Origin of the sequence: Streptomyces kunmingensis (assembly GCF_039533535.1) — a bacterium.
GTDB lineage: Bacteria > Actinomycetota > Actinomycetes > Streptomycetales > Streptomycetaceae > Streptomyces > Streptomyces kunmingensis.
Genome location: NZ_BAAATS010000022.1, coordinates 271,953 through 295,475, shown reverse-complemented (window position 1 = coordinate 295,475; position 23,523 = coordinate 271,953). Strand labels below are relative to the sequence as shown.

General features: G+C 69.2%; 26 protein-coding genes and 3 pseudogenes. 16 read left to right on the top strand and 13 right to left on the bottom strand.

The window, feature by feature from the left end; genetic code table 11:
* Positions 1 to 11: 11 nt before the first annotated feature.
* Positions 12 to 302 carry an ANTAR domain-containing protein gene (locus tag ABD366_RS27495; protein WP_324765644.1) on the bottom strand — a complete coding sequence of 97 codons (291 nt, stop codon included), beginning with the start codon at positions 300 to 302 and terminating at the stop codon, positions 12 to 14.
* Positions 303 to 766: 464 nt separating this feature from the next.
* On the opposite strand from ABD366_RS27495, the gene ABD366_RS27490 reads away from it, so the two are divergent.
* Positions 767 to 1,498: a dienelactone hydrolase family protein gene (locus ABD366_RS27490; RefSeq protein ID WP_324765645.1), complete on the top strand. Its 732-nt coding sequence runs from the start codon at positions 767 to 769 to the stop codon at positions 1,496 to 1,498.
* A 393-nt stretch (positions 1,499 to 1,891) separates the two neighbouring features.
* Positions 1,892 to 2,152 (top strand): hypothetical protein, encoded by a 261-nt coding sequence (locus ABD366_RS27485; RefSeq protein WP_324765646.1) that lies wholly within the window; start codon positions 1,892 to 1,894, stop codon positions 2,150 to 2,152.
* 482 nt (positions 2,153 to 2,634) lie between these two features.
* Here ABD366_RS27485 and ABD366_RS27480 read toward each other — a convergent pair whose 3' ends face one another.
* Both ABD366_RS27480 and ABD366_RS27475 read right to left on the bottom strand, forming a co-directional pair.
* On the bottom strand, positions 2,635 to 3,321 hold the full coding sequence (locus tag ABD366_RS27480) for an ANTAR domain-containing protein (protein ID WP_324765647.1): 687 nt from the start codon (positions 3,319 to 3,321) through the stop codon (positions 2,635 to 2,637).
* A 49-nt stretch (positions 3,322 to 3,370) separates the two neighbouring features.
* Positions 3,371 to 4,105, bottom strand: coding sequence for a GAF and ANTAR domain-containing protein (locus tag ABD366_RS27475; RefSeq protein WP_324765648.1), 735 nt, complete (start codon positions 4,103 to 4,105; stop codon positions 3,371 to 3,373).
* 562 nt (positions 4,106 to 4,667) lie between these two features.
* Here ABD366_RS27475 and ABD366_RS27470 point away from each other — a divergent pair.
* Both ABD366_RS27470 and ABD366_RS27465 read left to right on the top strand, forming a co-directional pair.
* Positions 4,668 to 4,847, top strand: a complete 180-nt coding sequence (locus ABD366_RS27470) for a hypothetical protein (RefSeq protein ID WP_324765649.1) — start codon at positions 4,668 to 4,670, stop codon at positions 4,845 to 4,847.
* Positions 4,848 to 5,208: 361 nt separating this feature from the next.
* A complete protein-coding gene (locus ABD366_RS27465; RefSeq protein ID WP_324765650.1) occupies positions 5,209 to 5,943 on the top strand; it encodes a hypothetical protein in 735 nt (244 codons plus the stop codon).
* A 144-nt stretch (positions 5,944 to 6,087) separates the two neighbouring features.
* Here ABD366_RS27465 and ABD366_RS27460 read toward each other — a convergent pair whose 3' ends face one another.
* The 4 genes from ABD366_RS27460 to ABD366_RS27450 form a co-directional block, all read right to left on the bottom strand.
* Positions 6,088 to 6,237 (bottom strand): hypothetical protein, encoded by a 150-nt coding sequence (locus ABD366_RS27460; RefSeq protein WP_324765651.1) that lies wholly within the window; start codon positions 6,235 to 6,237, stop codon positions 6,088 to 6,090.
* Positions 6,234 to 6,596 carry an ANTAR domain-containing protein gene (locus ABD366_RS43520; RefSeq protein ID WP_411293597.1) on the bottom strand — a complete coding sequence of 121 codons (363 nt, stop codon included), beginning with the start codon at positions 6,594 to 6,596 and terminating at the stop codon, positions 6,234 to 6,236. Before ABD366_RS43520 ends, ABD366_RS27460 begins: the two co-directional genes overlap by 4 nt.
* 737 nt (positions 6,597 to 7,333) lie before the next feature.
* Positions 7,334 to 7,942: a maleylpyruvate isomerase family mycothiol-dependent enzyme gene (locus tag ABD366_RS27455; RefSeq protein WP_344442662.1), complete on the bottom strand. Its 609-nt coding sequence runs from the start codon at positions 7,940 to 7,942 to the stop codon at positions 7,334 to 7,336.
* A 333-nt stretch (positions 7,943 to 8,275) separates the two neighbouring features.
* The gene (locus ABD366_RS27450) at positions 8,276 to 9,538 is read right to left on the bottom strand and encodes an alpha/beta hydrolase (protein ID WP_324765652.1); all 1,263 of its coding nucleotides are present in this window, start codon (positions 9,536 to 9,538) and stop codon (positions 8,276 to 8,278) included.
* Between the two features lie 36 nt (positions 9,539 to 9,574).
* On the opposite strand from ABD366_RS27450, the gene ABD366_RS27445 reads away from it, so the two are divergent.
* Positions 9,575 to 10,138 (top strand): helix-turn-helix domain-containing protein, encoded by a 564-nt coding sequence (locus ABD366_RS27445; RefSeq protein WP_324765653.1) that lies wholly within the window; start codon positions 9,575 to 9,577, stop codon positions 10,136 to 10,138.
* Between the two features lie 431 nt (positions 10,139 to 10,569).
* Positions 10,570 to 11,292, top strand: coding sequence for a hypothetical protein (locus ABD366_RS27440; RefSeq protein ID WP_324765654.1), 723 nt, complete (start codon positions 10,570 to 10,572; stop codon positions 11,290 to 11,292).
* Positions 11,293 to 11,678: 386 nt separating this feature from the next.
* Here the strand turns inward: ABD366_RS27440 and ABD366_RS27435 are convergent, their stop codons facing one another.
* The gene (locus tag ABD366_RS27435) at positions 11,679 to 11,855 is read right to left on the bottom strand and encodes a hypothetical protein (RefSeq protein WP_324765655.1); all 177 of its coding nucleotides are present in this window, start codon (positions 11,853 to 11,855) and stop codon (positions 11,679 to 11,681) included.
* Between the two features lie 385 nt (positions 11,856 to 12,240).
* On the opposite strand from ABD366_RS27435, the gene ABD366_RS27430 reads away from it, so the two are divergent.
* A complete protein-coding gene (locus ABD366_RS27430) occupies positions 12,241 to 12,978 on the top strand; it encodes a formylglycine-generating enzyme family protein (protein ID WP_324765656.1) in 738 nt (245 codons plus the stop codon).
* A 229-nt stretch (positions 12,979 to 13,207) separates the two neighbouring features.
* Here ABD366_RS27430 and ABD366_RS27425 read toward each other — a convergent pair.
* Positions 13,208 to 13,553, bottom strand: a pseudogene (locus ABD366_RS27425) (transcriptional regulator); the annotation flags it as partial.
* Positions 13,554 to 13,775: 222 nt separating this feature from the next.
* On the opposite strand from ABD366_RS27425, the gene ABD366_RS27420 reads away from it, so the two are divergent.
* The 3 genes and pseudogenes from ABD366_RS27420 to ABD366_RS27410 form a co-directional block, all read left to right on the top strand.
* Entirely contained in the window at positions 13,776 to 14,390 is a 615-nt protein-coding gene (locus tag ABD366_RS27420) for an RNA polymerase sigma factor (RefSeq protein ID WP_324765917.1), read from the top strand.
* Positions 14,387 to 15,307, top strand: coding sequence for a CU044_5270 family protein (locus ABD366_RS27415; protein WP_324765657.1), 921 nt, complete (start codon positions 14,387 to 14,389; stop codon positions 15,305 to 15,307). Before ABD366_RS27420 ends, ABD366_RS27415 begins: the two co-directional genes overlap by 4 nt.
* Positions 15,308 to 15,399: 92 nt before the next feature.
* A pseudogene (locus ABD366_RS27410) lies at positions 15,400 to 15,597 on the top strand (IS701 family transposase); the annotation flags it as partial.
* A gap of 222 nt (positions 15,598 to 15,819) precedes the next feature.
* On the opposite strand, the gene ABD366_RS27405 reads toward ABD366_RS27410, so the two are convergent.
* Entirely contained in the window at positions 15,820 to 16,287 is a 468-nt protein-coding gene (locus tag ABD366_RS27405) for a spore-associated protein A (protein ID WP_324765658.1), read from the bottom strand.
* 134 nt (positions 16,288 to 16,421) lie between these two features.
* Here ABD366_RS27405 and ABD366_RS27400 point away from each other — a divergent pair, with 134 nt between their 5' ends.
* Positions 16,422 to 16,772, top strand: a complete 351-nt coding sequence (locus ABD366_RS27400) for a helicase associated domain-containing protein (protein WP_324765659.1) — start codon at positions 16,422 to 16,424, stop codon at positions 16,770 to 16,772.
* Positions 16,773 to 16,838: 66 nt separating this feature from the next.
* Here the strand turns inward: ABD366_RS27400 and ABD366_RS27395 are convergent, their stop codons facing one another.
* Positions 16,839 to 17,408: a hypothetical protein gene (locus ABD366_RS27395; RefSeq protein ID WP_324765660.1), complete on the bottom strand. Its 570-nt coding sequence runs from the start codon at positions 17,406 to 17,408 to the stop codon at positions 16,839 to 16,841.
* Between the two features lie 268 nt (positions 17,409 to 17,676).
* Here ABD366_RS27395 and ABD366_RS27390 point away from each other — a divergent pair, with 268 nt between their 5' ends.
* The 5 genes and pseudogenes from ABD366_RS27390 (at position 17,677) to ABD366_RS27370 (ending at position 21,610) form a co-directional block, all read left to right on the top strand.
* On the top strand, positions 17,677 to 18,102 hold the full coding sequence (locus tag ABD366_RS27390) for a recombinase family protein (RefSeq protein WP_344442641.1): 426 nt from the start codon (positions 17,677 to 17,679) through the stop codon (positions 18,100 to 18,102).
* Positions 18,092 to 18,538, top strand: a pseudogene (locus tag ABD366_RS27385) (transposase); the annotation flags it as partial. The gene ABD366_RS27390 and the pseudogene ABD366_RS27385, both read left to right, overlap by 11 nt.
* 758 nt (positions 18,539 to 19,296) lie before the next feature.
* Positions 19,297 to 19,458 (top strand): LPXTG cell wall anchor domain-containing protein, encoded by a 162-nt coding sequence (locus tag ABD366_RS27380; RefSeq protein ID WP_324765662.1) that lies wholly within the window; start codon positions 19,297 to 19,299, stop codon positions 19,456 to 19,458.
* Between the two features lie 89 nt (positions 19,459 to 19,547).
* Positions 19,548 to 20,933: a glycosyltransferase family 2 protein gene (locus ABD366_RS27375; RefSeq protein ID WP_324765663.1), complete on the top strand. Its 1,386-nt coding sequence runs from the start codon at positions 19,548 to 19,550 to the stop codon at positions 20,931 to 20,933.
* 53 nt (positions 20,934 to 20,986) lie between these two features.
* Positions 20,987 to 21,610, top strand: a complete 624-nt coding sequence (locus ABD366_RS27370; protein WP_344442638.1) for an alkyl sulfatase dimerization domain-containing protein — start codon at positions 20,987 to 20,989, stop codon at positions 21,608 to 21,610.
* Between the two features lie 49 nt (positions 21,611 to 21,659).
* Here ABD366_RS27370 and ABD366_RS27365 read toward each other — a convergent pair whose 3' ends face one another.
* Complete coding sequence (locus ABD366_RS27365) at positions 21,660 to 21,833, bottom strand: hypothetical protein (protein WP_324765664.1); 174 nt, start codon at positions 21,831 to 21,833, stop codon at positions 21,660 to 21,662.
* Positions 21,834 to 22,158: 325 nt separating this feature from the next.
* A complete protein-coding gene (locus ABD366_RS27360; RefSeq protein WP_324765665.1) occupies positions 22,159 to 22,497 on the bottom strand; it encodes a helix-turn-helix domain-containing protein in 339 nt (112 codons plus the stop codon).
* Positions 22,498 to 23,523 lie beyond the last annotated feature (1,026 nt).

The window sequence follows — 23,523 nt, the reverse complement described above, 5'->3', positions numbered from 1 at the left end:
GAAGCCCGGCCTCAGGAGCTGAGGTCGTGGTGCAGCGCGACGTGGTGGGCCAGGACCGTCACGGGCACGTTTGTCCTGCGGCAGTGCTCGTGCAGGAGAAACAGGGCCTGCTCGGGGGTGCAACTGAAGCGGGCCGCGAGGACGCCCTTGGCCTGCTCGGTCAGCACAGCCGACAGCACCGACCGCTCCACCGCCGTCCCGGCACTGGCGGAAACATACGGTGCGATCGCGGGCGCTCCCGCACGCATGCCCCGGGTGCTCACCCGCATCGAGATCGCCTGCAGCCGCATCTCGACAGCCACGGCCCGCCTGCGCGCAGCCCATCGACGCAGAGCGACAGCCCTGCAGGACTGCTCCATACGCGCCAGAGTGCGCTCGTCCCACCAGACGGGCCCACTCGGTACAGCCCCAAGCACCGGCACAACCTCACCCTCCGGTGGACAGTCCAGACTGCTCCTAGCGTTTCATGCTCCGGCGAGCAGAGGAACGCCTCGCTCGCCACCGATCTCTGCCCAGCGGTCCGGCTTCATCGGGCGCAGGCCCGGCGGCGGGTCGAGGCCGGCTTGTGCCGCACCAGGCAAGGTTCGCCCCGCCGGCCTCCCCACCCGGGCCCCGGGGGAAGTACCTCGTGATACGTTCCTGCCGCCGTGCACTGCTGCGTACCAAGGAGGTGAGACCCATCAACGCTTTCACAGGCGGCCGGGCCTCCCTCCCCTGCATGGCCTAGGGAGCGCCCGCAAAGGCATCCCGAAAGGCTCGAAACGCTATGCGCTTCCTCTCTGAGACGTCGTCCGTCGGCGTCCGCGAACAGCTCTTTACCCTCCATGAGATTCCTGGCGTGCTGTGGACGCCGGAAGCTGCTGTCGGCGCCCGTCCGCTCGTCCTGATGGGGCACGGTGGCGGACAGCACAAGAAGGCCCCCGACATCCTGGCCCGTGCACGCCGCTTCGTGACAGAACTCGGTTTCGCGGTCGTGGCACTCGACGTGCCCGCCCATGGCGACCGGCCGAAGGTCGAGGAATACGACCGGGTAGCGACCGAGAACCAGGCTCGCATCGAGGCCGGTGAAGAGCTGGCTGTGCTGATCGCGGGTTTCCAGGCGCTCGTGGCCCGCCAGACGGTGCCGGAATGGCAGGCGACCCTGGACGCGGTCCAGCAGCTAGACCACGTCGGCGTCGGGCCAGTGGGCTACTGGGGGGTCTCGCTGGGGTGCGGACTCGGCGTTCCGTTCGTCGCTGCCGAACCCCGAGTCCGGGCGGCGGTACTGGGCTTGGGCGGGGCCCTGGCCTCGGCCGAGGCTGCCGCGGCGATCACCGTCCCGGTGGAGTTCTTGGTGCAGTGGGACGACGAGCGGGTGCCACGAGTGCAGAGCATGGCGCTGTTCGACGCCTTGGCCTCGACCGAGAAGACGCTGCATGCCAACCCCGGCAAGCACGGGGAGATCCCGGCATTCGAGCTGGACAGCACGCTGAGGTTCTTCTCCCGGCACCTCCGCTGATACCCACTGCCGTGGTCCGCGGCCCGTGGCGCGCCGGGCAAGTTCCCCTTCGCCTCGGCGCGTTCACGGACACGCTCGGTGCGCAGCGGGGTGGAGAGTTCGCCGGTGTGGCCCCGTGGGTGAGCAGGCCAATCACGCGGCGCAGCTTGGTGTTGGTGCGCTGGGAGATCTCCCGCAGCACCTCGAGGTCTCGGGGCATCGGCGTCCGTTTTTCACCACCATGCCCCTGCTCCGGACTTCCGTCTGCAAGCCTGCAAGCCCGCTGTGCCGGCCATGGCCCGCTGATCCGCCCTCGCGGTTGGCAGGACCTGGCAGTACAGCCCGCGGTGTCAGCGGGCGTCTCCCGCGGCCCAGGGCTGGCCCCTGTGCGCCGTGCAGGCGCAGGGTGTCGATTTGGTCCCAGCCGCGCTCGGTGAGCCGCTGGGCCAGGCGGAGTTCGTGGCCGGCTGTTACGCGCAGGTACTGCGGGGGGCGCAGGGTGCGGGCGAAGCCGACCAAGGCCGCCAGACCGCTGTTGGAGAGGTGGTCGACGCGGGTGAGATCGACCGTGATCTCATCGGCCCGCTGTGCGCATTCGGCAACTGCTGTGACGAGGGGGACTTGGTGCGTGCCGACGACGTCGCCACACGGTCGTACCCCCTCCTCGTGGCGTAGGGGGGTGATCAGTAGGCGGTCATCGACGAAGTAGTCACGCATCACAGGATTCCCCGCAAAAGGCCGTGCACCGCGATCACCAACGGGCCGCAAGGGGCCGTGCACCGCAATCGCCAACGGGCAACGAATCCGCTTGGGGGAAGCCTCGTCCACGCAGACGTGCGGTGCTTATGAGGCGGGAGCAGTGTCCCGCTGAAGCAGCCGCTGGCGTGGGGACCCGTCCACGGGCCCGAGAGAGTGCCGATACAGTCGCCCGCCGCGCTGACGGCGAGGCATATTCACGGACTGCCACCGACGCTACTCCCGCAACGGCCAGGCCGATAGTCCCGAGTGGAAGCAGAGGGCGCCCGTGCACGCCCCCAGGGCACGCCCCCGCTGGCGGGCGTGCCGGGGCCCTTTTTGGGGCGGGGCTTTGTGTGGCGGTCCTCTGATGCTTGATGGCGTCGCCGGAAAGCCCCTCGTCCGTCCGCGTCCAGGGGTGGTCAGGTGGGGTCGAGGTGGAGGCGGCCGGTGACCACGTCGTGCGCGATCTCGCGCAGTGGGCGGCCGCCTGCAAAGGCGTGGGAGCGTAGCCGCAGCAAGGCCTGTTCGATGGGGATGTCGAGGTCGGCGGCAGTGATGCCGGCGGCCTGGTGGACCTCGGCGCGCAGCAGGTCCGGGGTGCCGGGGCCGGTGTCGGTGGGGTGGATGGTGGTGTGCAGGAGGGGGTGGATCAGGGCGTGGGTGACGGTGGTGAGGGTGGTGAGCTGGTCGGGGGTGAAGGGGGTGGGTGTGGTGCGGCAGGCGGTCAGTACGGCGGGGACGATGACGCCCAGGCGTACCGGGAGTGCGGCGATGGCGCGGGCGGCGGGGGCGGCGTCGGCCAGGGCGGGCCAGCGGGTGGCGGTGTGCAGGTCGGGGACGGTGATGAGGTGGTGGGTGTGGGCGGCGTCCACGGTGGGGCCTTCGCCGAGGGTGTACTGCAGATCCTCCAGCGGCAGGCCGACGTGGTCGGCGGGGTCGGCCCACAGCACCTCGAGGGCGCCCTGGGCGGAGATGAGGGTGAGGGTCAGGCAGTCCGCCTGGGTGTGGTGGGCCAGCGTGCGGGCGGAGAACGCGGACAGGTCCTGCCCGGTACGGGCGGCCCGGCGCATCCCGGTCAGCAGCGCGGGAAGGTCACGTGCGTCCACGGCCCGGCCCCCCAGGGTGGGGGGCGGCGGGCGGGTGCGGCCGGCCACATCAGCGGGTCTTCTCGAGCAGGGCGTCCGGGATGTCGCGGTGGGCGATCCGGGTGGCCAGCACGGTCAAGGGTTGCTGGGTGGCGCGGGCGTGGCCGCGCAGCAGGGTGAACGATGCGTCCATGGTCACCTGCAGGCGGGCGGCGAGGACGCCCTTGGCCTGTTCGATGACGATCCGGCTGTCCAGGGCGGTCTGCAACTGACGGATCGTCTCCTCCCGGCCCACGATGTCGCGGCGGTGGGTGAGCGCGAGGGCGGCGGCATCGGCCAGGACCTGGACCAGGTGCAGGTCGCGCCCTGAGGGCAGCGGCGGGCCCGTGCTGATCAGGTTGAGGGCGCCCAGCATCAGGTCGGGGGTGTGCAGGGGAATCGCGGCCACCGCGGTGATGGAGGCGGCCACCGCGCGGGGCGCGAAACGCGGCCAGCGGGCCGTGGCCTGCTCGCTGTCCAGCAACGCTACCGGCAGCGGTTCATGGGTGCGGGCGCTGTCCAGACACGGCCCCTCGTCCAGATCGAGCTGGTCCTGCTCGAAGCGGCGGCAGAGCTCGTCCGAGGCGGTCAGATAGGCGACATCCCCGCCGTCGTCCAGCACCGTGATCCCCGCCCGCACCGGCAGGAACGCGGCCGCATACGCGGTCAGGTCGTACAGCAGTTCCAGCACATCCAGATCCGCAGGACGGCTCACCAGATCAAGTACCGCCCTGGACATGTCCAGTTCACGCGTGGTGACCGTCATGGCCTGTCCCCTGCCCCAGAGCAGATCTCTGCGTCGTTGCTCATAGCGCAGGGTCAGGGCGGAATGCGGCCGAACGGTCCAGCCTGGCTCAACACGCGCCGGAGCAAGACAGGTTCACGCCGTAGGCCCACGCTACTCCCCCAGCAGGCCGCGGGACCCTGCCACGACACGACCGGTCCCCGGCACGGCCACAGCCGCCAGCCGCCGGCGGTCACAGCCGCCCCCGGGATCGCGGCCACCCGCCGGGAACACCGCCAACACAGCAGATGAGGCACTGTCCTCCCGCCATCGGCCCAGCGCCGATGAGCGCTCTTTTCCTTCCCGTAACGGTCACACCGGCAGGCTGGACATCACCATCACGCACACTCCCGCGCAGACCGAGCTGATCGGCCAAAACGCCGCGGTGCCGGCCGAGCTCCGGCATGCGGGCGTCGAGCGCCGCAAGTTCGTTTGCCGGACAGCGACCATGGCGCCGTGTTCGCCGCCGGTGCTGCGGCCGCACGACACCGTCACCCACTCTCAACAAGGTGTCCAGCGGTGCACGGGTGGAGGAGTGACAGGTATGGCGAGCGCACAGGACTGGGTACAGCTGCGTGCGCGCACCGCCGCGGCCCGCGCCACCGCGCAAGCACTGCGCCAAAAAAGCGAACAACAGATCACCGAAAGCCAGGCATGGGCCACGCGCGGCCGCACCCCGCAGCCACCACAACCCGTGCCCGGCGAGACCATCCGCGCCGGGTAGGAGACCTGCCCGGGGCTCCCGCCTCGCCGTGCCCTATCCGCGCGGCCCTGCCCGCCCGGGCCGGCGCCAGCACCCGCCCCTGGGGCTCGCCGCAGGCGGCGGTGGTCCGCCTCACTGCCGAAGCAGACCACCGCCGCCCGCCGAGCGGCTCACCCATGCACACAATCGCCGGTCAACCCCGCCCGGCCATAGAGCCGTTCGGCCCCAGCAGCCGTAAGCCGTGGTCCCCGAAAGTGCGAAGACGGTCCGAGACCCCGGGCGGCCACGCCGACCCCAGCCCTGACGGAAGCCCCCCGCTGCACATGGGTTGTTGACGGTCCAAGCCCACGACCGCCGTGCCGTTCCGCAGGAGACTGTCAGCATGGAGCCAGACCGGACAGACACGGAACCGTACGCAGCCACAGCTCCTGTCACACCACGCATCCGCCAGGCCGATGCGCGCGAGGCCGCGGCCGACCGACGCGACCTGCTCGCCGGGCGACGCGAGCATCTTGCCGATGCACGCGAGGACGCCGCCGACCAACGCGACCTGCTCGCCGACGCCCGCGAGGACGTCGCCGACCAGCGCGAACACGCCGCGGATGCACGCGAGGTCGCCGACGATGCACGCGAGGCACAGATGGCGGCATGGGAGAGCAGGCTGGACGTCCGCAGCCGCGCGCTGCACGATACGGTCCCCAGCCACCGACAGCGCTCCTACGAAGCGATCCAGCGCTCCCGCCGACTGATGCACGCCAGCCAGGACCGACTGGCCCGCAGCGAAGCCGCCCTGCAGCGGGCGGACACACGCGACGCGTGGGAACAACTCGCCGTCATCCGCCAGATGACCACCCCCGGCGCACGGCAGCAGGACGGCACCTCACCACGGCAGGCAGCAGAAGCCAGCGTGCGGCACCTGCACGAACAACTCATGACCGTCACAGCCGCCCTGGCCGCCGCCCAGGACACACTCGCCGACGAATACGACCGCCTGGCCCTCCAACAGCCCGAACACGCCACCGACCTGCGCCGCCGCTCCGAACACGCCCGCCTCACCGCCTTACGCCTGCGCACCGCCCCGCCACCGGACCCCGCACTCACCGACCCCGACACATAGCCACCCACCCCTCAAGCAGACACCGACCACCGGCACACTGCGCCGGGCGCCCTGAGCGCCACCCAGAGGGCTCCTCAGGAAGGACGACGGCTGATCGCCCAGGCCGCCGCGCGAACCGCGTGGTCACTCCCAGGCCCGCCGCCCTCACCGGGCTCGCCGTTTCTGCTCCCGGCTGCGCAGGAGTGCGCGGCTCGCCTCGACCAGCCGCCGGGCCTGTGACCGCAGCGCACGGGACTTGCTCATCGCGGCCTCGGCACGCGTCAGCGTCTCGACCACGTCAGCCTGTTGCCTCACCCCACCACCCCTCTGCCACTGGTCGGATACCCGACCGGCCTCAAGGATGACGTGAGCGCACGCCTGGGGCGCGCGTACCGGACGATTCCGCCGGCGGGCAGGCCCGGCAGGCGCGGAGCCGGCGGTAGAACCCGGTGCCCACCGGAGCGGAAAGTTCGCCGGTGCAGGCCCAGTGGGTGAGCAGGCCGGCCACGCGCCGGAGTTTGGTGTTGGCGCTGGGAGATCTTCCGCAACACGGTCCAGGCCCGGGCGGGCGGGATGTGGGCGGCGGCCACGACGATGCCGATCGCCTGCCCGACCTCAGCATGCGCGGCAACGGCTTCCCTCAGCTGGACGGCTTCCCTCTCCAGCGCCTCCACCCGCGCGGCGGTGGTCTCCCGTTCGGGGGTGGTGGCCTGCTGCGATACGTCGAACGTCAACCCTTGCCTCCGGGGTCCTGGGGGGTATCGGCGTCAGTTTCCCACCACCGTCCCCCTCCCGCCGGGACACCGGCAAGCCCGCCACCGGCCCGGTTCCCCCGCACATGGCCGGCAACCCGTGGGCGGGCGGGGTCCAAAGCGCCTCGCGGTGGCGTCCGGTCCGTCAACGCCGTCCATGGATGTAGTCATCGGCCGGGGAGCGTACGTCGCGCGTCGCGCCCCACACTGTGCTGACGACGATCCGAGACAGCCCGGCAACCGCCCCGGAAGGCGGTGGCTGGAGCCGCACAGTCGCCGAAGCGGCCCCAGCCGGTCTCGGAAGACTCCAAGCCCTACCGTTTCGCTCCAGGAGCCGGGACCGCTCCGTGCCGGCCCCACCGCAACACCCGCCTTGCGCAAATCGATCCCGCATGAAGACGACCACTTTCGTGGTACTTGCCGCCGTTGCCCTGTCCTTGGCCGCCCCGGCCGCAGAGCACGAACGATGAGGCGTGGTACGTGTACTACGACGCGAACATTCCCGCAGCAGACTCGAACGCGAACATTCCCTCAGCAGACTGACCGGCCGTGCGTCCCCTTTTCCCGGCGATTCAGCCGGAAGCAAAGGCGCGTGAGCGCAGATTTGTACCGGTGGCCCCGGCTCCTGCGGGTGCACGAACAGGTTCTTAGCTTGTTCTTCAACCTGAGCGCAGTCGGGCACGCAGGACTGCCGCACCGTCCCCTTCAAGGTCCTCGCAGGCCACTGCGCGGCCTGCCATCCCCATCACCAGCGAGAGGGTCGGCCCCCGGAGCAGATCTCCCGAGCCGGTGGTGAACGGTCCGTCTGCGGCCTCGAGCCGCAAGCCCGCGGTTGCAGTTTTGCTCGCCACGGTGAAATCGCGGCCGGCGAAGAACCGGGCTACGGCAGTCGTGGTGGCTACCGGGGGCGTCCGCACAAGACCCAACGGCCGACGGATGTCCTCGCTGTGGACGACTATCTCCCCCAGCCAGGCCGCAGTATGTCCTGTCGGCCCGGCGGGCCCAGCGACAACTGCGCGAAATCGCCGCAAGGTCTCTTCAGGTGTAGCACCACGGTGCTTTGCGAGCCGTCGGTCGTTGTGCAGATCGGGGTCGAACCGTGCGGCCAGCATGCTCAGCAGCCAGCGCCACATCTTCGTGCTGGCACCTGCCGTCAGGTGGGCTACGACCTGCTCCACGGTCCAGCGTTCACACAGTGATGCTTTCGCCCATTGGGCCTCACTGAGCTCAGCGAGGTCTTGTGCGAGCGCCAACCGCTCGACGTGGATCGCCCGTTCCAGAGCTTTCCGAGTTTACAAAATGTGTGGTTCAGCCATACGGCAGCCTCCAGAGATCGGGTGTCCTGCATCAGACTCCTATCGCCACCCAAACTCATCGACTTCACCCGCGTAGCGCGGTCTGTTCGACCTTCCCGTATCGAAACAGTCTCGAACTAAGCCGCTCACCTCGGCATTCTCCTGACGCTGAGGTGGCCTTCGCCTGAGCATCATGTACCTGACAGCGGCCACCAGGAATTCCCCACGTACGGCCAGTAACGGTGTAACCGACGGTGACCATTGTGGGCGCGTGGCGGCTTCAACCTGGGTGGGCCCTGTTTTCCCCTACGGTCGTGCCAGCCAGGCCGCGATCTCGTCCACCACCGCCGGGAGGACGTGTCCCGGCCTGGCGTACTCGGCCGGGGAGGGGCGGCCGCTGCCGGACAGGAAGAGATGGTTGGCATCCTGGTGGATCCGGATCGCCACGCCGGGCTGGTTCTCCAGCGCGCGCTGCCACAGTGCCAGGTCGTCGGCGACGGTCACCTGGTAATCCCGCCCGCCCTGCAGGATCAGCATCGGACAGGCCAGTGCGGCCGCAGTGGCTACCGGGTCATAAGCGCGCAGATCGAGCCAGTAGGAGGCGGAGAACCCCAGGGGCAGGAGCTCCGGCGGTGTCTCGGAGGTGAGTTCGGGGCTTGCCACCAACTCGGCCTTCCTGGCAAGCGCGGCCACCGCCTCGTCAGCGCCCGGGTAGGCGGCGAGGGCCGCGAGGTGGCGGGCCACCCGAACAGCCGCCCGGTGCATCGGCTGCGCGTCCGCGGCAAGCAGCACCAGGCCAGCGATCGACGGGTCGGCGGCTGCGATCCGCGGCGCCGCTTTGCCGCCCATGCTGTGGCCGAGCAGGTAGATCCGGTCCGGGTCCACTTCGGGTTGCCGGCGGAGCAGTTGGACGGCAGCGAGGGCGGGCGGCAGGTATTCATCGGCCATAGTGAACCCGGAGGGCAGCCGGCCCGGGTGGGCGAAAGTCGGCTTGTCGAAACGCAGTACGGCCACCTGGCGGGAGGCGAGCCCCCAAGCGAGGTCCTTCAGCGGCTTGTTCGGACCGCTGGCCCCGTCCCGGTCGAACGGCCCGCCGCCGGCGAGCAGGACCACGGCGGACCATGGTCCATCACCGTCGGGCAGGGTGAGTGTGCCGGGCACGGCGAGCGGCCCGGTTTCGAGTAGAACTTCCCGTTCGCTGAACCGGTGCTGCTGTGCGTAGCACGGTGGCTGCCACTCGGCGTCACCGTACGGATCGAGGCGTAGTCCGTGCAGCAGGCCGTCGCTGCCGACCGACGTGACCACGGTGAAGCTTCCGTCGGCGCCACTGACCGCGATGCGCACCCGGACCGGGTCGGCTTCGCCGGCCTCGATCTCCGGCTCCTGGATCTCCCGGATCCCGCCCTGGCCAACTGCCTCTGCCGCCCAGGCCAGTTGCAGTGCCTCGGCAGAGACCGCGGCCCGCAGCGGGGCCGCGAAGAGTTCCGTGGCCCGGTCGAAATGTTCCGCCCGCAGCAACGCGGCGAAACCGCGCGCCACCTCCAGTGCCCCAACCCCATTCGTTCGCATGATTGAGAAAGGTAGCAGCCGTGAGAAGGTTCAGGCATGGACTCCCTGCAGCTGCTCGCCCACCCCATCCGCCTGCGGATCGTGCACGCGATGGGCGGCGGCAGACTCCGGACCACCGCCCAGCTGTGCGCGCGCATCCCCGACGCCTCCAAGGCCACCGTCTACCGGAACATCAACCTGCTGGTGAGCGGCGGAATCCTCGAGGTGGCAGAGGAGCACAGGGTGCGCGGGGCGGTGGAACGGCACTACCGACTGCGCCCGGACCAGGCCGTCATCGGCGCCGAGACGGTCCGCACGCTCACCACCGAGGACCACCGGCAGGCGTTCGCCACCGCGATGACCGCCCTGCTGGCCGAGTTCAACGCCTATCTCGACCGAGAGGACGCAGACCCCGTGGCCGACCAAGTGGGCTACCGGCAACACGCCCTCTGGCTCAGCCGAGCGGAACTCGTGGAGCTGAGCGGCGAGCTGCGCGCGGCCATCGTGCCGCGGCTGTCCAACTCGCCCGGCCCCGAGCGGGCGCAATACCTGCTCAGTCCGATCCACTTCCCGGTGGAAACCCCGCGGCAAACCGGGGAGCCGACGACCGAGGCCGGGTAGCCACCTTGTTGACGACTACGCGTTGTGACTTTCGCGGCCAGATGACTCCCGGCTGACTGGCCGTGAGCGGGGAATCTGAACTGGCCACCAATATGTGCCTCGATCAAGGTGCGCTGAACGAGACAAAGGTCGTGCTGGCGGACGCGGTGCTCTGTGCGCCCGGCGCGGTGCGTGACCGCCGAGGACAAGGAACAAGCTGACCGGGCCGGGGAGGGCCCGGGGCTGCGGCGCGTGCTGTGGTGCGGCTGGGTGACCAGGTTTCAGCCCGGCATGGTGCGGAGTTTTGTACCCCTGGTGCTGTGTACGACAGCCGCGCAGCTCTGGGGCGTTAGTGAGGCGTTAGCGCTCGGCGACCAGACGGTAGCGGCTGCGGGCAGAGTCGTAGTCGTCACCGGGAAACAACAACGCCGACCGCTTCAAGGGGACCCGCCATGCGCTCCACCACTGCTCGTATCGCCAGGCGCCGCAAACTGCGGATCGCCGCCGCAACTCTGACGGCGGTCGCGGGGCTGTCTCTGACGGCCTGCTCCGGCTCGGACACCGACGCGGCGAGCGGCGCGAAGGCCTCCAGCGTCTCCTCGTCCTCGACGTCTTCGGTGTCCCCGTCCCCGTCCTCAGGCAATGGCTCGACGGCGGACGGCGGCTCCGCCTCCGGTGGCGCACAGGCCAGTAATGCCAAGGCCGGCTCGGGTGAGGGCAGCACGGCAGAGGAGGCCGCGAACGGTGGCGGCGACAAGAGCGGTTACGGGCAGTCCTGCGGCACCAACGATGTGAGCTTCACGCTCACTTGGGAATCCCAGGCCGGGGGCTACTACCTGGTCACGGCGAAGGCCAAGTCCGGCATCACGTGCTATCTGGACGTCAACACCCCCAGTGTGTCCTTCGGTTCGGGTGCGGACGGTGTGGCGTCCCCCGTGGGGCAGGGCGGTGAGGACCCCATCAAGCTCTCCGGCTCGACGGTCGCCTATACCGGTATCAGCCCCAAGACCACCGGCACCGACGGCGGCACCGAGTTCGAGAGCGTCATCGTCGCTCTTACCGAGGACGACTCCAACCCCGCCGAGCTGACGCTGCCCGAGCCCGCAGTCGTCGACAAGCCCATCGTCACCAACTGGTCGACCAACAGCGCCGAGACCGTGCCCCTCATCCCCTGACCGACAAAGCGGCGACGTCGTCCGAAGAGGGCGCGGGCGACTGCGGGCGCTGCGGATCGTGCTCCGTGCGGTGCGGCCTCGGCCAGGGCCACGCCGTCCCTCGCGCGTCCGTTGTTCGACGACTGGTACGCCAGGTTCTCTGCCGTGGCCCGCAGGTCTCGTTCAGGCGTTCACCGAGGCCGGCTGCGGCCCGCTCGGCAGTTCGGCGAAGGCAGGCGCAGTCGGCTACCCGAGAGTTCCGAAGCGATGCGCAACCGGGCCGCAGTCCGGCTGATGTCACGGCGCCTCACCCGCTGCGCCGTTCGCCCCGCCGCCCGCTGGGCGAAGCGGTGAAAGCGGTATGGAGAGCAGGAGAAACGGACCCATGGGCCCTCAGCAGCACCGTTTCACGCTCCGGCTGGGCGACGTCGCCGACGGGATTTGAAGTGCAGGACCGACGAGATGACCGCACACGTGACGAGGGCGAAGCCGCCGCCGACATAGTTGCCCTGCGTGATACTGGCGGCGGCAATTACGGTGCCGCTGATGAGGGGCGTGCCGGCCGTCATGATGCTCTTCTTCACGAGAGTCCCCTGAGAGTGGGCGGTGGAAAGCGTCCTTCAGCTGAACAGGCCGTCTACGTGTGCGATCCGCATGCAGCATGATGTCAGAACGAGCTTCTGAAGGAGCCCGGACCACCAACTCGTTGTACTGCTTGCATGTGATGCTCCCGACCTTCGCAACCTCGGTCGAGCCCCCAGCCGCAGGTTGAGGCAAGCGAAATCAGCAACAGCATCCGCTTGCCAGGGCCATGAAGATGGTCACCCGGTACACGCGAACGTGCCCCGCTTGCCATTTCGGAGCACAGCCTGGTTCCAAGGTCGCTGTAGAGATGGGTACATCGGCCGATGCCCGCCCCGACCACCGAGACGATCATGAGGGTTGTCCGCTGCGAGCCGAGGAGGAGCCGTGCGGGTGGAGCAGGTGAACTGGGTCGAGGTCCCGGCCGGGTTGCTGCATCGAGGTACGCCGGTCCACGAGGTGGCGGCAGTGGCCCGCCACTATGCGGACACCGGGGTGCCGGTGGAGTGGTACATGAAGGAGGCCCCGCGTGCGGAGATCCACGTGCAGGCGTTCCGGATCGCCCGTACACCGGTCACGGTCGGCCAGTGGACAAGCTTCGCGGCGGCCACCGGCCGACCGGTCCCACAGGCGCCGGCGGACCACCCGGTCATCGGGGTCGCCTGGGAGGCGGCAACGGCCTACTGCCGGTGGCTCGGGGAACGGCTCGGCGGCCACGAGGTGCGGCTACCCACGGAGGACGAGTGGGAGCGGGCCGCGCGGGGCGACGACGGCCGCGAGTTCCCTTGGGGTGAGGAGTACCGCACCGGCCTGGCCAATCTGGTGGACCTCGGTATCGGCACCACGACGCCGGTCGGCTCGTTCCCCAAGGGCGCCAGCCCTTTCGGGGTGCTGGACATGGCGGGTAACGCCGACGAGTGGACCTCTAGCCTCTACGCCCCCTACCCTGGCGCGCCCGCCGAGGTGCCGAGCACCGAGGACTGGGCTTTCGACCGGCACATCACCCGAGGCGGCGCGTTCCGCCACGACCGGGACCTGGCCCGGTGCGCCCGCCGGCACGGCGCCTACGAGCCCGATCTTGAAGCGATCGGCGTGGGCTTCCGCCTGGCGGCGCCGGCCGCGTAGAACCGGACACCGTGCCGGCATCACATGGCGGGCGACATCTCCTCAAGACTGTGCACTTCGGGCTGTACTGATCCTATGCACACATTCCGGTGTACGCCGCCCGGGGTACTGATCGGGTCACTCGCACCCAGGTTCGGGGCCATGGCCGGGCATCCGGAATCTGCGGCTCTCCGCCTCACGCACCCTGCCGGGTGCGACGGTGCGCGATACGGCGGTCCAACGCGTCCCGTCACGCGGCGAAGCCGACGTTCGCGACGTACTCGTACTGGCCCCACTGTGATCCGAGATCCGGCAGGACATCGGCCTTCCAGGCAGCATCCAGGCGCGCCAGGTCCCCGGCCGCCCAGGCGCCTACGATCCGGTCCCACGGCGCACGTTCAGGTGCCGGGCGACGTTCTGGCGGCGCACCGCCAGGTAGGCGCGCTCGATGCGCTCCAGGTTCGCCTTCGACGGCGAACAATAATTTCCTGCCACGACCTGAGGGTGCGGTGGGTGACCGTCAGACCGGCGGCCCGAACCGCGCGCGGGCTCTTGTCCGAACGGGTCAAGTAGTTCAGACGGGCCGGCAGACCACGCCCGAGAGGCTGTCTTCGAACTCCCGTCGTCGGCGCGAAGCGCGGGCGCAGCGGCGGTCGGTGCGTGCGCTCGGCGTGCCGGGCGTCGGGGCGCAGGCGGGGGTTCGAAGTCAGGCTCTCAGGCGGCGAAAGTCGATGTTCGTGACGTGGTCTGTCAGGTATGGCGCCTCGTGACCCCTCTGTGGCGTGGGTCACTGGAACCGGCTGTCGTCGTACGGACAGATGGAGGGTGTGGATACGACTCTGCGGAAACGCATCAGCACGGGGGACCAAGGCGCTTTTGGCGAGCTCTTCGACGCGTATGCGCGTTCCGTCTACAACCATGCGTTCCGGCTCACAGGCAACTGGGCGCAGGCCGAAGATGTCGTGTCGCTGACCTTTCTGGAGGCATGGCGCCTGCGCGAGAGAGTTGATGAGGACGGTGGTTCGCTGCGGCCCTGGCTGCTCGGGATCGCCACCAACGTCACGCGCAACACACGCCGGGCGGCACGCAGACACGCGGCGGCCCTCGCTCGTCTGCCGCCCGAGGAGACCGAGCCCGACTTCGCCGAAGAGATCGCCGGGCGCCTCGATGACTCGGCGCAACTGGCCCTCGTACGAACGGCCCTGTCCGAGCTTCGCAGGGCGGACCGGGAGGTACTGGCGCTCTGCGTCTGGGCGGGGCTCGACTACGCGGCGGCGGCCCAGGCGCTCGGGGTGCCTGTCGGAACCGTACGATCGCGGCTCTCCCGAGCAAGAACAAGACTCGCGAAACATATGGAACCGCCCTCCAGGCGCGGACAGATGAGAGGTGACCGCACCACTGCGGTCAGGCCCATCAAGGAGGGGAACCGATGACTGAGCTTCCCGAGAAAAGCCTTCCGCCGGGCCGTCACGAACTCCTCAAGGAGCATCTGATGACCGAGATCCGGCAGTCCGACGCGCCCGCGCATGCCTCCGTACACAAGAAGTGGCTGCGGCCCGCGCTCGCGGCGGCGTCCGTCGCCACCGCGGCGGCCGTCACCTTTGTGTTCCTCCCGCTGTCCGGCGAAGGCGCGAACGCGCAACCGCCGACCAAGGAGGCCGTGGCGTTGCTGGAGGACATCGCACTGGCGGCCGCGCATGAGAACGTGCCCGGCGGCATCCGCGACGATCAATTCGTATACATCGAGAGCAAGGTGGGCTACACCACGCACCAGGAAGGCAAGAAAGCGAAGCTGGACCCCGTCCACAAGCGAGAGGTCTGGCTCTCGGTGGACGGCCTGCATACAGGGTTGATCCGCGAGCCGGACTACGGGTTCGCGGGTGAGGAGGCGCTGAAGCCCGATCTTCCGCTCTATGAGGGCTCAACGAACTACCGCAACCTGCAGACACTGCCGACCGACCCCGACGCGATGCTGAAGTGGCTTCACCGGGTCAGTGCCGGGGGCGAGAGCAAGGACCAGAACACCTTCGTCCAGGTGGGTGACCTGTCGTTCGAGAGCCTGATGCCGGCCGCTCAGAGTGCGGCCCTCTACAGGGCCGCAGCCAAGATCCCCGGGGTGGTTGTCGTTCCGGACGCGGTCGATGCGGCGGGGCGCCGTGGCGTGGCCGTCGCGCGCGTCAACGACGGCGAGCGTCAAGAGCTGATCTTCGACAAGAAGACGAAGCAGTTCCTCGGAGAACGCACCGTCGCCGTGGAAGATCTGCCGGACGGGCAGAAGAAGGGCGAGCTCACCGGGTCCAGCGCGATCCTCGAGCGAGCCGTCGTCGACAAGCCGGGGCAGCGTCCCTAGAGCCAGTGCCGTGACTCCGTTGGTGGTCTTGGGTGGTCAAGCGCTGGCGAATCCGGCTGTGTCGCGGAGAGTTCGGAAGCGGGGTGCGCGGCGGACGGATGGGGTGGGCGCCGGCCCGCCGCAGCATGTCCCGCCCGGACGAGATCGCCTACTACCTCGCCTACACCCCCTTGGAGGTCACCGTCCGGGAGTTGGTGCGGATCGCCGGATCGCGCTGGGCCATCGAGGAGTGTTTTCAGGCTGCGAAGAACGAGTGCGGGCTGGACCAGTACGAAGTCTGCCGTTACCCCGGCCCCCGCACCTGCGCGGACACCGAGGCCGACACCACGCGGTGAACTGGTCGAACTGGCGCCGGACGCGCCAGGCAGTCGCCCGTCGCTGTCATTACCGGCGGCGATGTCGCACATTCGAGGGGGGGCCTCCATGAGACCTTCCCTGACCATGTCCCGGCCCACTACACTCCAGCCGCCCGGCCAAGGCCGCAGGTCCGACAGCGAAGTCCTGATGGAGTACTAACGGATGCGCGCTTCGCAGTTGGTCCAGTTCTTCCCCGCGACCTCACCGTTGATCTCACCGCGCCAACTCATGCACATCCCGCGGCCGTCGAGGAAAACGGGCCCGGCGTAGCTGGTGTAGTAGCCGTCGTCGATGACGTCGGCGGTGTTGGTGCCCAGCCCCAACGAAGCGACCATGTGCACTGCGGCGCCTTTGACCGCGCGCACGGTGACGACGCAGTTCTCTCCGGTGGTGGCGCTGTAGGTGAGGTACACCGTGCCGAGTCTGCCGATGTCGGCGGAGTTGACGACGGCGTATCCCGCACCGCAGGACCCGTTGTAGGCCGCCACTGCGGCTGTGGCTGCGGTCTTGACGGTCGCGGTGGGCGCGGTGAGCGGTGTGGCGGCTGTAGCGGTGCCGCCGGCGAGCCAGGCCGCGCCCAGTCCCGCAGTGGCCACGGCCATGATCCGTCCAAGAGCGATCATTTCGTTGTTCCCCCGTCGGTCGATGCTGTTCCCGAAGGGCGCGGGTGAGTCACCCGCACCATGTGTCGTCAGACCCGGCACCGGGGCGTGCCGTTGTCCTGGGGGACGCAGCTGTGACAGAACCGGGACAGTCGGTGCGAAGCGGTCGGGAGAGCGGCCGTGGCACCCAGGACGCCACACCGTCCGAGCGGCCGGTGAAGCGGACCCAGGACTGGGAGTGGGCCCTGAAACTGGCTGCCGCGCGACAGTACCGGGCCCGCGAAGGCCACCTCAACATCCCCCGCAAACACGTCGAAGCCCTGCCCGTCGGTCTCGCCGGACCCGGCGCCTCCGGCCGTGAGATCGCCCCCGAGGACACCGTCCTGGTCGACCTCGGCATGTGGGCAGCGTACGTCCGCCGCCGCGCCGACAAACTCCCCGACGAACGACGCGCGGCACTCGACGAACTTCGCATGCGCTGGCGGCGGGCGCGAAGAGGGATTTAGGAGTTGTCCGGCCGGCCATGCGGCAGAGGCAGATAGAAACACCGGTCCTGGCTGCTTGCTGAGGGGTTACAGAGGCGCCAACTCCACCCTGCCTGTGAATCGGCCACCCACTTGATCGGCGAGCCAGTGGACGCGGGCGATCTGGTCGCCGTTCCGATCCCGGACGTGAACGTGGACGGTGTGGTCCTGCGACGGTTCGTCCTGGTAGAGGTCCCGGGAATTCACTGTCAGCGTGAGGTAGGCGTACTTCTGCGAGATCGCTTCCAGCCCGGCTTCGGGAACCGCAGGCCATGCGTTCAGATCCCACCGAACAGCCGCGGGGTCCGGCCCCAGAGCGGCGACGAAGGGCTCAGCGCGGTCCAGCGGACGCCCCCAGTCGAACACTCGGATCGGCAGACAGTCTGCAGGGTTGTCGTTGGCCTTCGAAGACCCGTGCTGTTCGCCGGCCAACGCCCACCATTCGAGGTCGGGCAGTACGTGACGTACTTGCGCCAGGACATCCGGCGACCTGATCACGGCTTCGAAGTCGACCTCTCCCTGATCGATGTCTGCCAGGCCCAGCAAGGTACGCACCGCACGTATCGCTTCAGATAGGTCGGTGGTTGTGAGGACCGCAGCCGCAGCAGAGTTGCTCATCCCGGAACCATAAGACGGCACTCACAGACAGGCCCGAGCGGCCGCTGGCCTGCCTCGCATTTGTCAGGACCGGAGCCATGTTGCAAGTGACGCTGCGGTGACAGTGCCAAGGAAGACGTAAGGGCCGCGGCTGTCGTGTGGCAGTTGCGGGAGCGGGAAGCCGATGAGGCCGAGGACGGTGAGTCGTGGTGTCGGAAGACGTCGTCGCGGACCTCCTCAGATTCCCCGGTGGGAGACGGTTCCGGAGCTGAGCCGTCAGCTGGTGGTGGTGCTGCCGGCCGAGCTGATGCCCCGGACGGTCATGGCCGGACGGAACGGGGGTGACCTCGTGACGGTGACAGCTCCGTGGGAACGGCTTGACGCCAAGATCCAGCCCTGGCTTCTCGACCGCCTGGCAGTTGTCCATGTCCGCCAGTCAATCCCGCAACAGATCCTCGACCATGCGGAATCGACGAGGCTGCAGTACGGGCTCACCCAGCGTGCCGTCGATCTGGGCTGGGCGCCGTCTCAGGTCCTGGTGATCGTCGAGGACCTCGGTCACTCGGCGTCCGGTCTGGTGGACCGGCCCGGCTTCCAGCGGCTGGTCTCGGAGGTCGGCCAGGGCCCTGGTCACGTGAGCACGAGATCGGCCTGGCCTGTCTGGACCTCCGCTGGGCGGGAGGCCGCCCCCGCCAGCTCACCTCTCGATCGGTGACGACGCGCTCTGGGGCATCAACCGGCGAAACAAGGGCGCCGGCAACACGCCGGCCGCCCACAGGTCGATCCGGGCGGCCCGCCCAGACGGCAACCCCATCTATGTGATCTTGGGCAACCTGCCCGCGCACAAGGGTGAGAAGATCCGCGCCTGGGCCAAAAAGCACCGGGTCGAACTGTGCTTCACACCGACCTGCACATTCTGGGCAAGCCCGATCGAGGTGCATTTCGGGCCGCTGCGGCAGTTCACCATCGCCAACTCGAACCACCCCAACCACACGGTCCGGACCCGGGCTCTGCACGCCTACCTGCGCTGGCGCAACGCCAACGCCAACGCCCGCCATCGAGATGTCCGGCCGGCCGAACGCCGCGAGCGCGCCCGGGTCCGCAGCGAGAAGGGCGTCCGCTGGGGCGGACGAGCGCGGATGGCAGCCTGATCACTCGCTGACATCGGAGTCGCGTGGTCCGCGACTCCCAGTTCAGACAGCACAGCCCGGAGCCGCTCCAGGATCGCGATCGCGTCCGAGCCTTCCGCAATCTCAAGGTCAAGATGGCAACGACCCATGCCGCTGCCCGCGCCCGCGATCTCGCCGTCGAGCTCGAACGCCGCTTCCAACGCCTCCTCGACCTCGTCATGGTCGATCGGCAGCCCCACGAAGGTGATCTCCACAAACACCACGGTCCTTCGTCTCACCCGGCTGACTTGGGCCGTCACGGCACTAGGTAGAGCGGTGACGCGCACACAGCACCCCCGACGTCGCGCCGCGGCGGTAGCCTTCCTCGCCTCCACTGACGCCCGATTCATCACCCGCGCCATCGTCCCCGTCGACAGTGGCGCGATCGCCACCAGCGGTCCCGAACTCATCTGCCCCATCCCGACACCCACACGCCCGTGACGTCACAACCACGGTCCGGTACAACCGGGCACGATCCTGCGCGCCAGCTGTCGCACAGCCGCCTCCCTCACCACCAGCCGTCCCGCGTACTGATGATTGAGCTTCTCCCGGGCCAGCGGCATGGAGAACGCGCGATCGATCACACGGCCGGGGATCGCGTAGGGCCAAGAGCTTGCTACCCGGTCGGCGTCCAGCGCGAGCGTCCCCCAGTAGGACGGCTCAGTGAGCCCTTGGGGGCGAAAGGGCATATATAGGGCTTATCGATTGCTCATCTCTGGGTTCGTTCTTCAGGAGGCGTTATGTCCTACGGCTCGATCGTGGGTCCCGGAAGCACGCTGGCCGCTACCGGGCTGGCCACCGGGCAGGTGTGGCTGGTGGTCATCAGCTTCGTCGCTGTGCTCGCCGGGGCGGCCCTGGTCAGGACGTCGTTCCGGCGCGGCAAGGGCCCGGTCGAGCGGTGACCCCGTGCACCTTCGCCCGTGTACGCGGGCGATCGGGCGCCGCACCCGTACCCGTAACCGCGAAACCCGTACCGAAGCGGTGGCCGGGGGTGGCGCCGCTGCCCCGCGCCTGGCACGCCTCGTCCTTCGGCCTGGTCCTGTTGGGGGCGGTGCCGCTGACGGTGTTCCTGACCTGGGGTGTGGCCCACGTCTACAGCACGATCGCGGCACTGGCGGGCGGAGGCCGCGACGCGGTGGTGCCGTGGCTGGTCTCCTTCATGCTGCTGTGGTGGGTGCCGCTGTCCTGGCTGGAGAGGCCCCGTACCGTCTCGCCGGACGCACAGGCCGAGCTGGACCGGCTGAAGGTGACGGTGCAGATCCCCGTCTACAACGAGGACGCCGCGGCCTTGCGCAGTTGCCTGCACTCCCTGCTCGTACAGACCCGGGCCGTGGACAGGATCCGGGTGGTCGACGACGGCTCCGTCCACCAGGACGGCAGCCCCATGACCTACGACGACGTCCGCGCCGAGCTGTTCGAACGCGCCGCCGCCCGCGGCGTCGAGGTCACCTGGGACCGCACCCCCAACCGCGGTAAGCGGCACGCCCAGATGCGGGTGCTGGCGACGGACGACGCGGACGTCTTCGTCACCCTCGACAGCGACTCCGTTCTCGACCCTGAAGCGATCGCCGAGGGACTGAAGCCGTTCGCGGACGCCGAAGTCTCCTCCGTCGCCGGTCAGGTCGTCGTACTCAACCACGACGCCAACACCCTGACTCGCATGATCAACCTGCTGTACCTGCCCTTCACCCGCGGGCTGCGCTCCGCCCAGTCCGTGCTCGGGCGCGTCACCATCAACTCCGGGACTCTCGCCTTCTACCGGGCCCACATCGTCCGCGAGGCGGCCGGCGCCTACGAGCACGAGACGTTCCGCGGCCGCCCGATGCAGATGAACGACGACTCCATGCTCACCTTCTACGGGCTCCTGGCCGGGGACACCGTCCACCAGCCCTCGTCGCTCGTCTTCACCCTCGCCCCCGAACGCTGGTCGCACTACCTGCGGCAGCAGATGCGCTGGATGCGCGGCACCACCGTCCGCCACCTGTGGTGGCTGCGCTACATGCCGCTGAACGGCATCGTCTTCTGGACCACGGTCGCGGAGTACGTCCACATCGCGCTCGGTATCGCCATCCCCGGCGTCATCCTCGCCGACCCGCACCTGCGCGCCCACACCGGCACCCTCGTCCTGGCCGGCGTCGTCATCGGCACCGCCATGAGCTACTTGATGGCCTTGCGCCTGTTCACCGTCCACCGCACCGACATGCGCCTGCGCCAGGCCCTACTCCTGTTCACCCTCGCTCCGCTGACCTCCCTCTGGCGGGTCCTGGTCCTGCGACCGCTGTACTTCTACGCGATGGCCACCTGCCACCGCGTCAGCCGCTGGGGCACCCGCGAAGGCGTCGAAGTCACCCGTACGGCCCGTCGGCAGCCGGCCTGAGACAGTCGTTCGAGGTAGGCGACCACCGGTGGGCAGCCGAGGTCCTTTCCCACGTGGTCTTCGCCGACCCCGAGCACACCGCGGCCTGGCATCTGCTCGCCGACACCCTCGAACAGCTGGGCTACAGCAGCGAGAACGGAACCTGGCGCAACTTCTACCTCCGCGGTGCAGCCGAACTGCGAAAGGGCCGGTTCGCGCCCCCACCACCGCATCGCCCGACATCGTCGCCCATCTCCCCCCACCATGCTCTTCGACGCCCTCGCCGTCCATGTCGACGGCCCCAGAGCCTGGGACGAGCACCTCACCAGCTGTTCCAGGCGGTGGGTCTCCTGCCGCAGGGCGGCCAGGCCCGCCGCGGTGAGCAGGCCGGGCAAGGGCAGGTAGCCGCTGGTGCGCAGCAGGGCGGCTGCCGCGCCGCTTGCTGGGTGCTTGCTGGGAGCGCTGAGTTCCGTCCGGCACGGACGACCGGCACGGACGACCGGCACCGCGCGCCGAGCACGGCCCGACCCCCAGGGCCGGCGCAGTCACAACGCGCGCCTTACGCCGGCGGGAGTCACAACCGCCGAGGCCATCACCACCGCAGCGACCGCGGCGCTCCGCGGGACTCTGTCCGTGGTGCCGGCCGCCACCCAACTGGACACCCTGGAGCAGCTGCAGTCGATTCTCGGCGCCGTTGACAACGCCCCGCCCGCCATGCCCGACACGGCCCTTGATCGTCTCTATTGATCAGCCGGAAGGTGCGCTCCGGGCGACCCGCTTCATGTCGTCGATCCACGCCTCGACCTGAGCCGTCGACGCGGCACCGGGCAGACCCGTCATACGGAGGGCCATCGGGGGCAGGTCGGCCTTCGTGGGGATGAGGACGACGATCGAAGCGAGGTCGTAGTTCCGCCCCGGCACCAGGTCGGGGCAGAAGAGCTCGGCCAGTTTCCACGGTCGCCTGTTGGACGGCGCGTTCCTGACGCGGCAGACGGTCGGACTGCTCGAATGCGGACAGTGCCGCCCGATGGCGCTCGAGCAGCTGCGGCTCTGCGGCGAGGAGGGAGTAGCCGCGCTCGCGGACCTTGTCGAGCAGCGCGCTGTGGAGATCGCGGCTCTCACGACTGTCGTCCGGTGCGCGTCGCAGCCACTCGTCGACCGCCGCCGGGGTCCAGGGGGCAGGTTGTTGGTGTGCCGTTACGGCCCGCCCACCCGGGCGGCCGGAAGGCTGTCATCTGGGGCTGTCTCAGCCCGCCGCCGCGGATGGCGTGGGGCCGGCGGTGCGACGGTGTTCGGCGTTGGTGCGCTGCGCTTCCTCGAGCTGGTCTTCGAGGATGACGATGCGGCAAGCCGCCTCGATGGGGGTGCCCTTGTCGACGAGTTCGCGGGCGCGGGCGGCGATGCGCAACTGGTAGCGGGAGTAGCGGCGGTGGCCGCCGTCGGAGCGCAGCGGGGTGATGAGGCGGGCGTCGCCGATGGCGCGCAGGAAGCCCTGGGTAGTGCCGAGCATGTCGGCGGCCCTGCCTATCGTGTAGGCGGGGTAGTCCTCGTCCTCGAGGCGGTGGAAGGAGTCGTCTGCTGTCATCGGCACCTTTCTGCATGAACGCGTGGAGGGGCCCGGATGCCTGTGGCACCCGGGCCCCGAAGGAACTGCTACACCAACTGCCGGCCCTGGGACCGCGCCGGCCTTCTGTGTCCGCAAGCCCGGCCGAACTGCCGCCGGGGGTACGGGGATCGCGGTTGCTTGACCTCAGACCACCTCACTATCGATGTCCTGCGGTACCCGGGCTCAGACATCCGCCCGGGCGATCCTGATGACGCCTGGCTCCTCCGTGTTTCCCTCTGGGATCGATCACTTGCCTACTGCTGGTACCGCACTTCTCCTGCGTTGTACTGCTGGTGCTGCGAACTGCTTCGTGACCTGGTGACAGCGCCACGCTCCGGCAGCCAGCCCCGTCGCCCGTCCTGCAACTGCTCTGGCTTGGAACCCCACTGCCGAACTTCCCGGCGCGCGCGCCCGCAGCCGACGCCTTCACCGAGGTACCACTCACCAACTGCACTGCGGGGTACTGCGTACTTCTCTCGCAGGTACCGCCACTACGTACCCGCGATCCTGCTCAGCGGAGGCCCCTGATCACCGCGGGCCACCCGGTCCGGCCGCCAGTCCCGTCGCCGTCCTGCACCTGCTCTGGCTTCGAAACTCCGCCACCGCACCGTCCTGCGTACTGCAACTTCCTGAACTGCTGCCCGGCAGTTCATCTCTGCCGGGCCCGTTGATCTCGGCTACGAGAGAAACCATACCCAGCCCACCCCCCGATGTCTACTCCGGCCAACATAGATTTTCGCGTGTTCGACAGCGAGGTAGTCCACCTCGAACGGAGACGGAGCGAGACGCAATCCCCGAGCAGCACCCCGCCCAGGCCTGGCAGACAGCCCTGCCCGGAACAGGGCCGACCCGCCCACGCCTCTCTCGTCGGCTCCCGCGTCGCGCTTCCAGCCGTCCTCGACCCATGGCAGGCGTCGACGGCACGCCGCAAAGGACGATGCGCTCAGCGAAGGGGCCACACCAAGCCGCCGGCCACAGTGGCGTAGCTGTCGCCCGCGCTGGTGC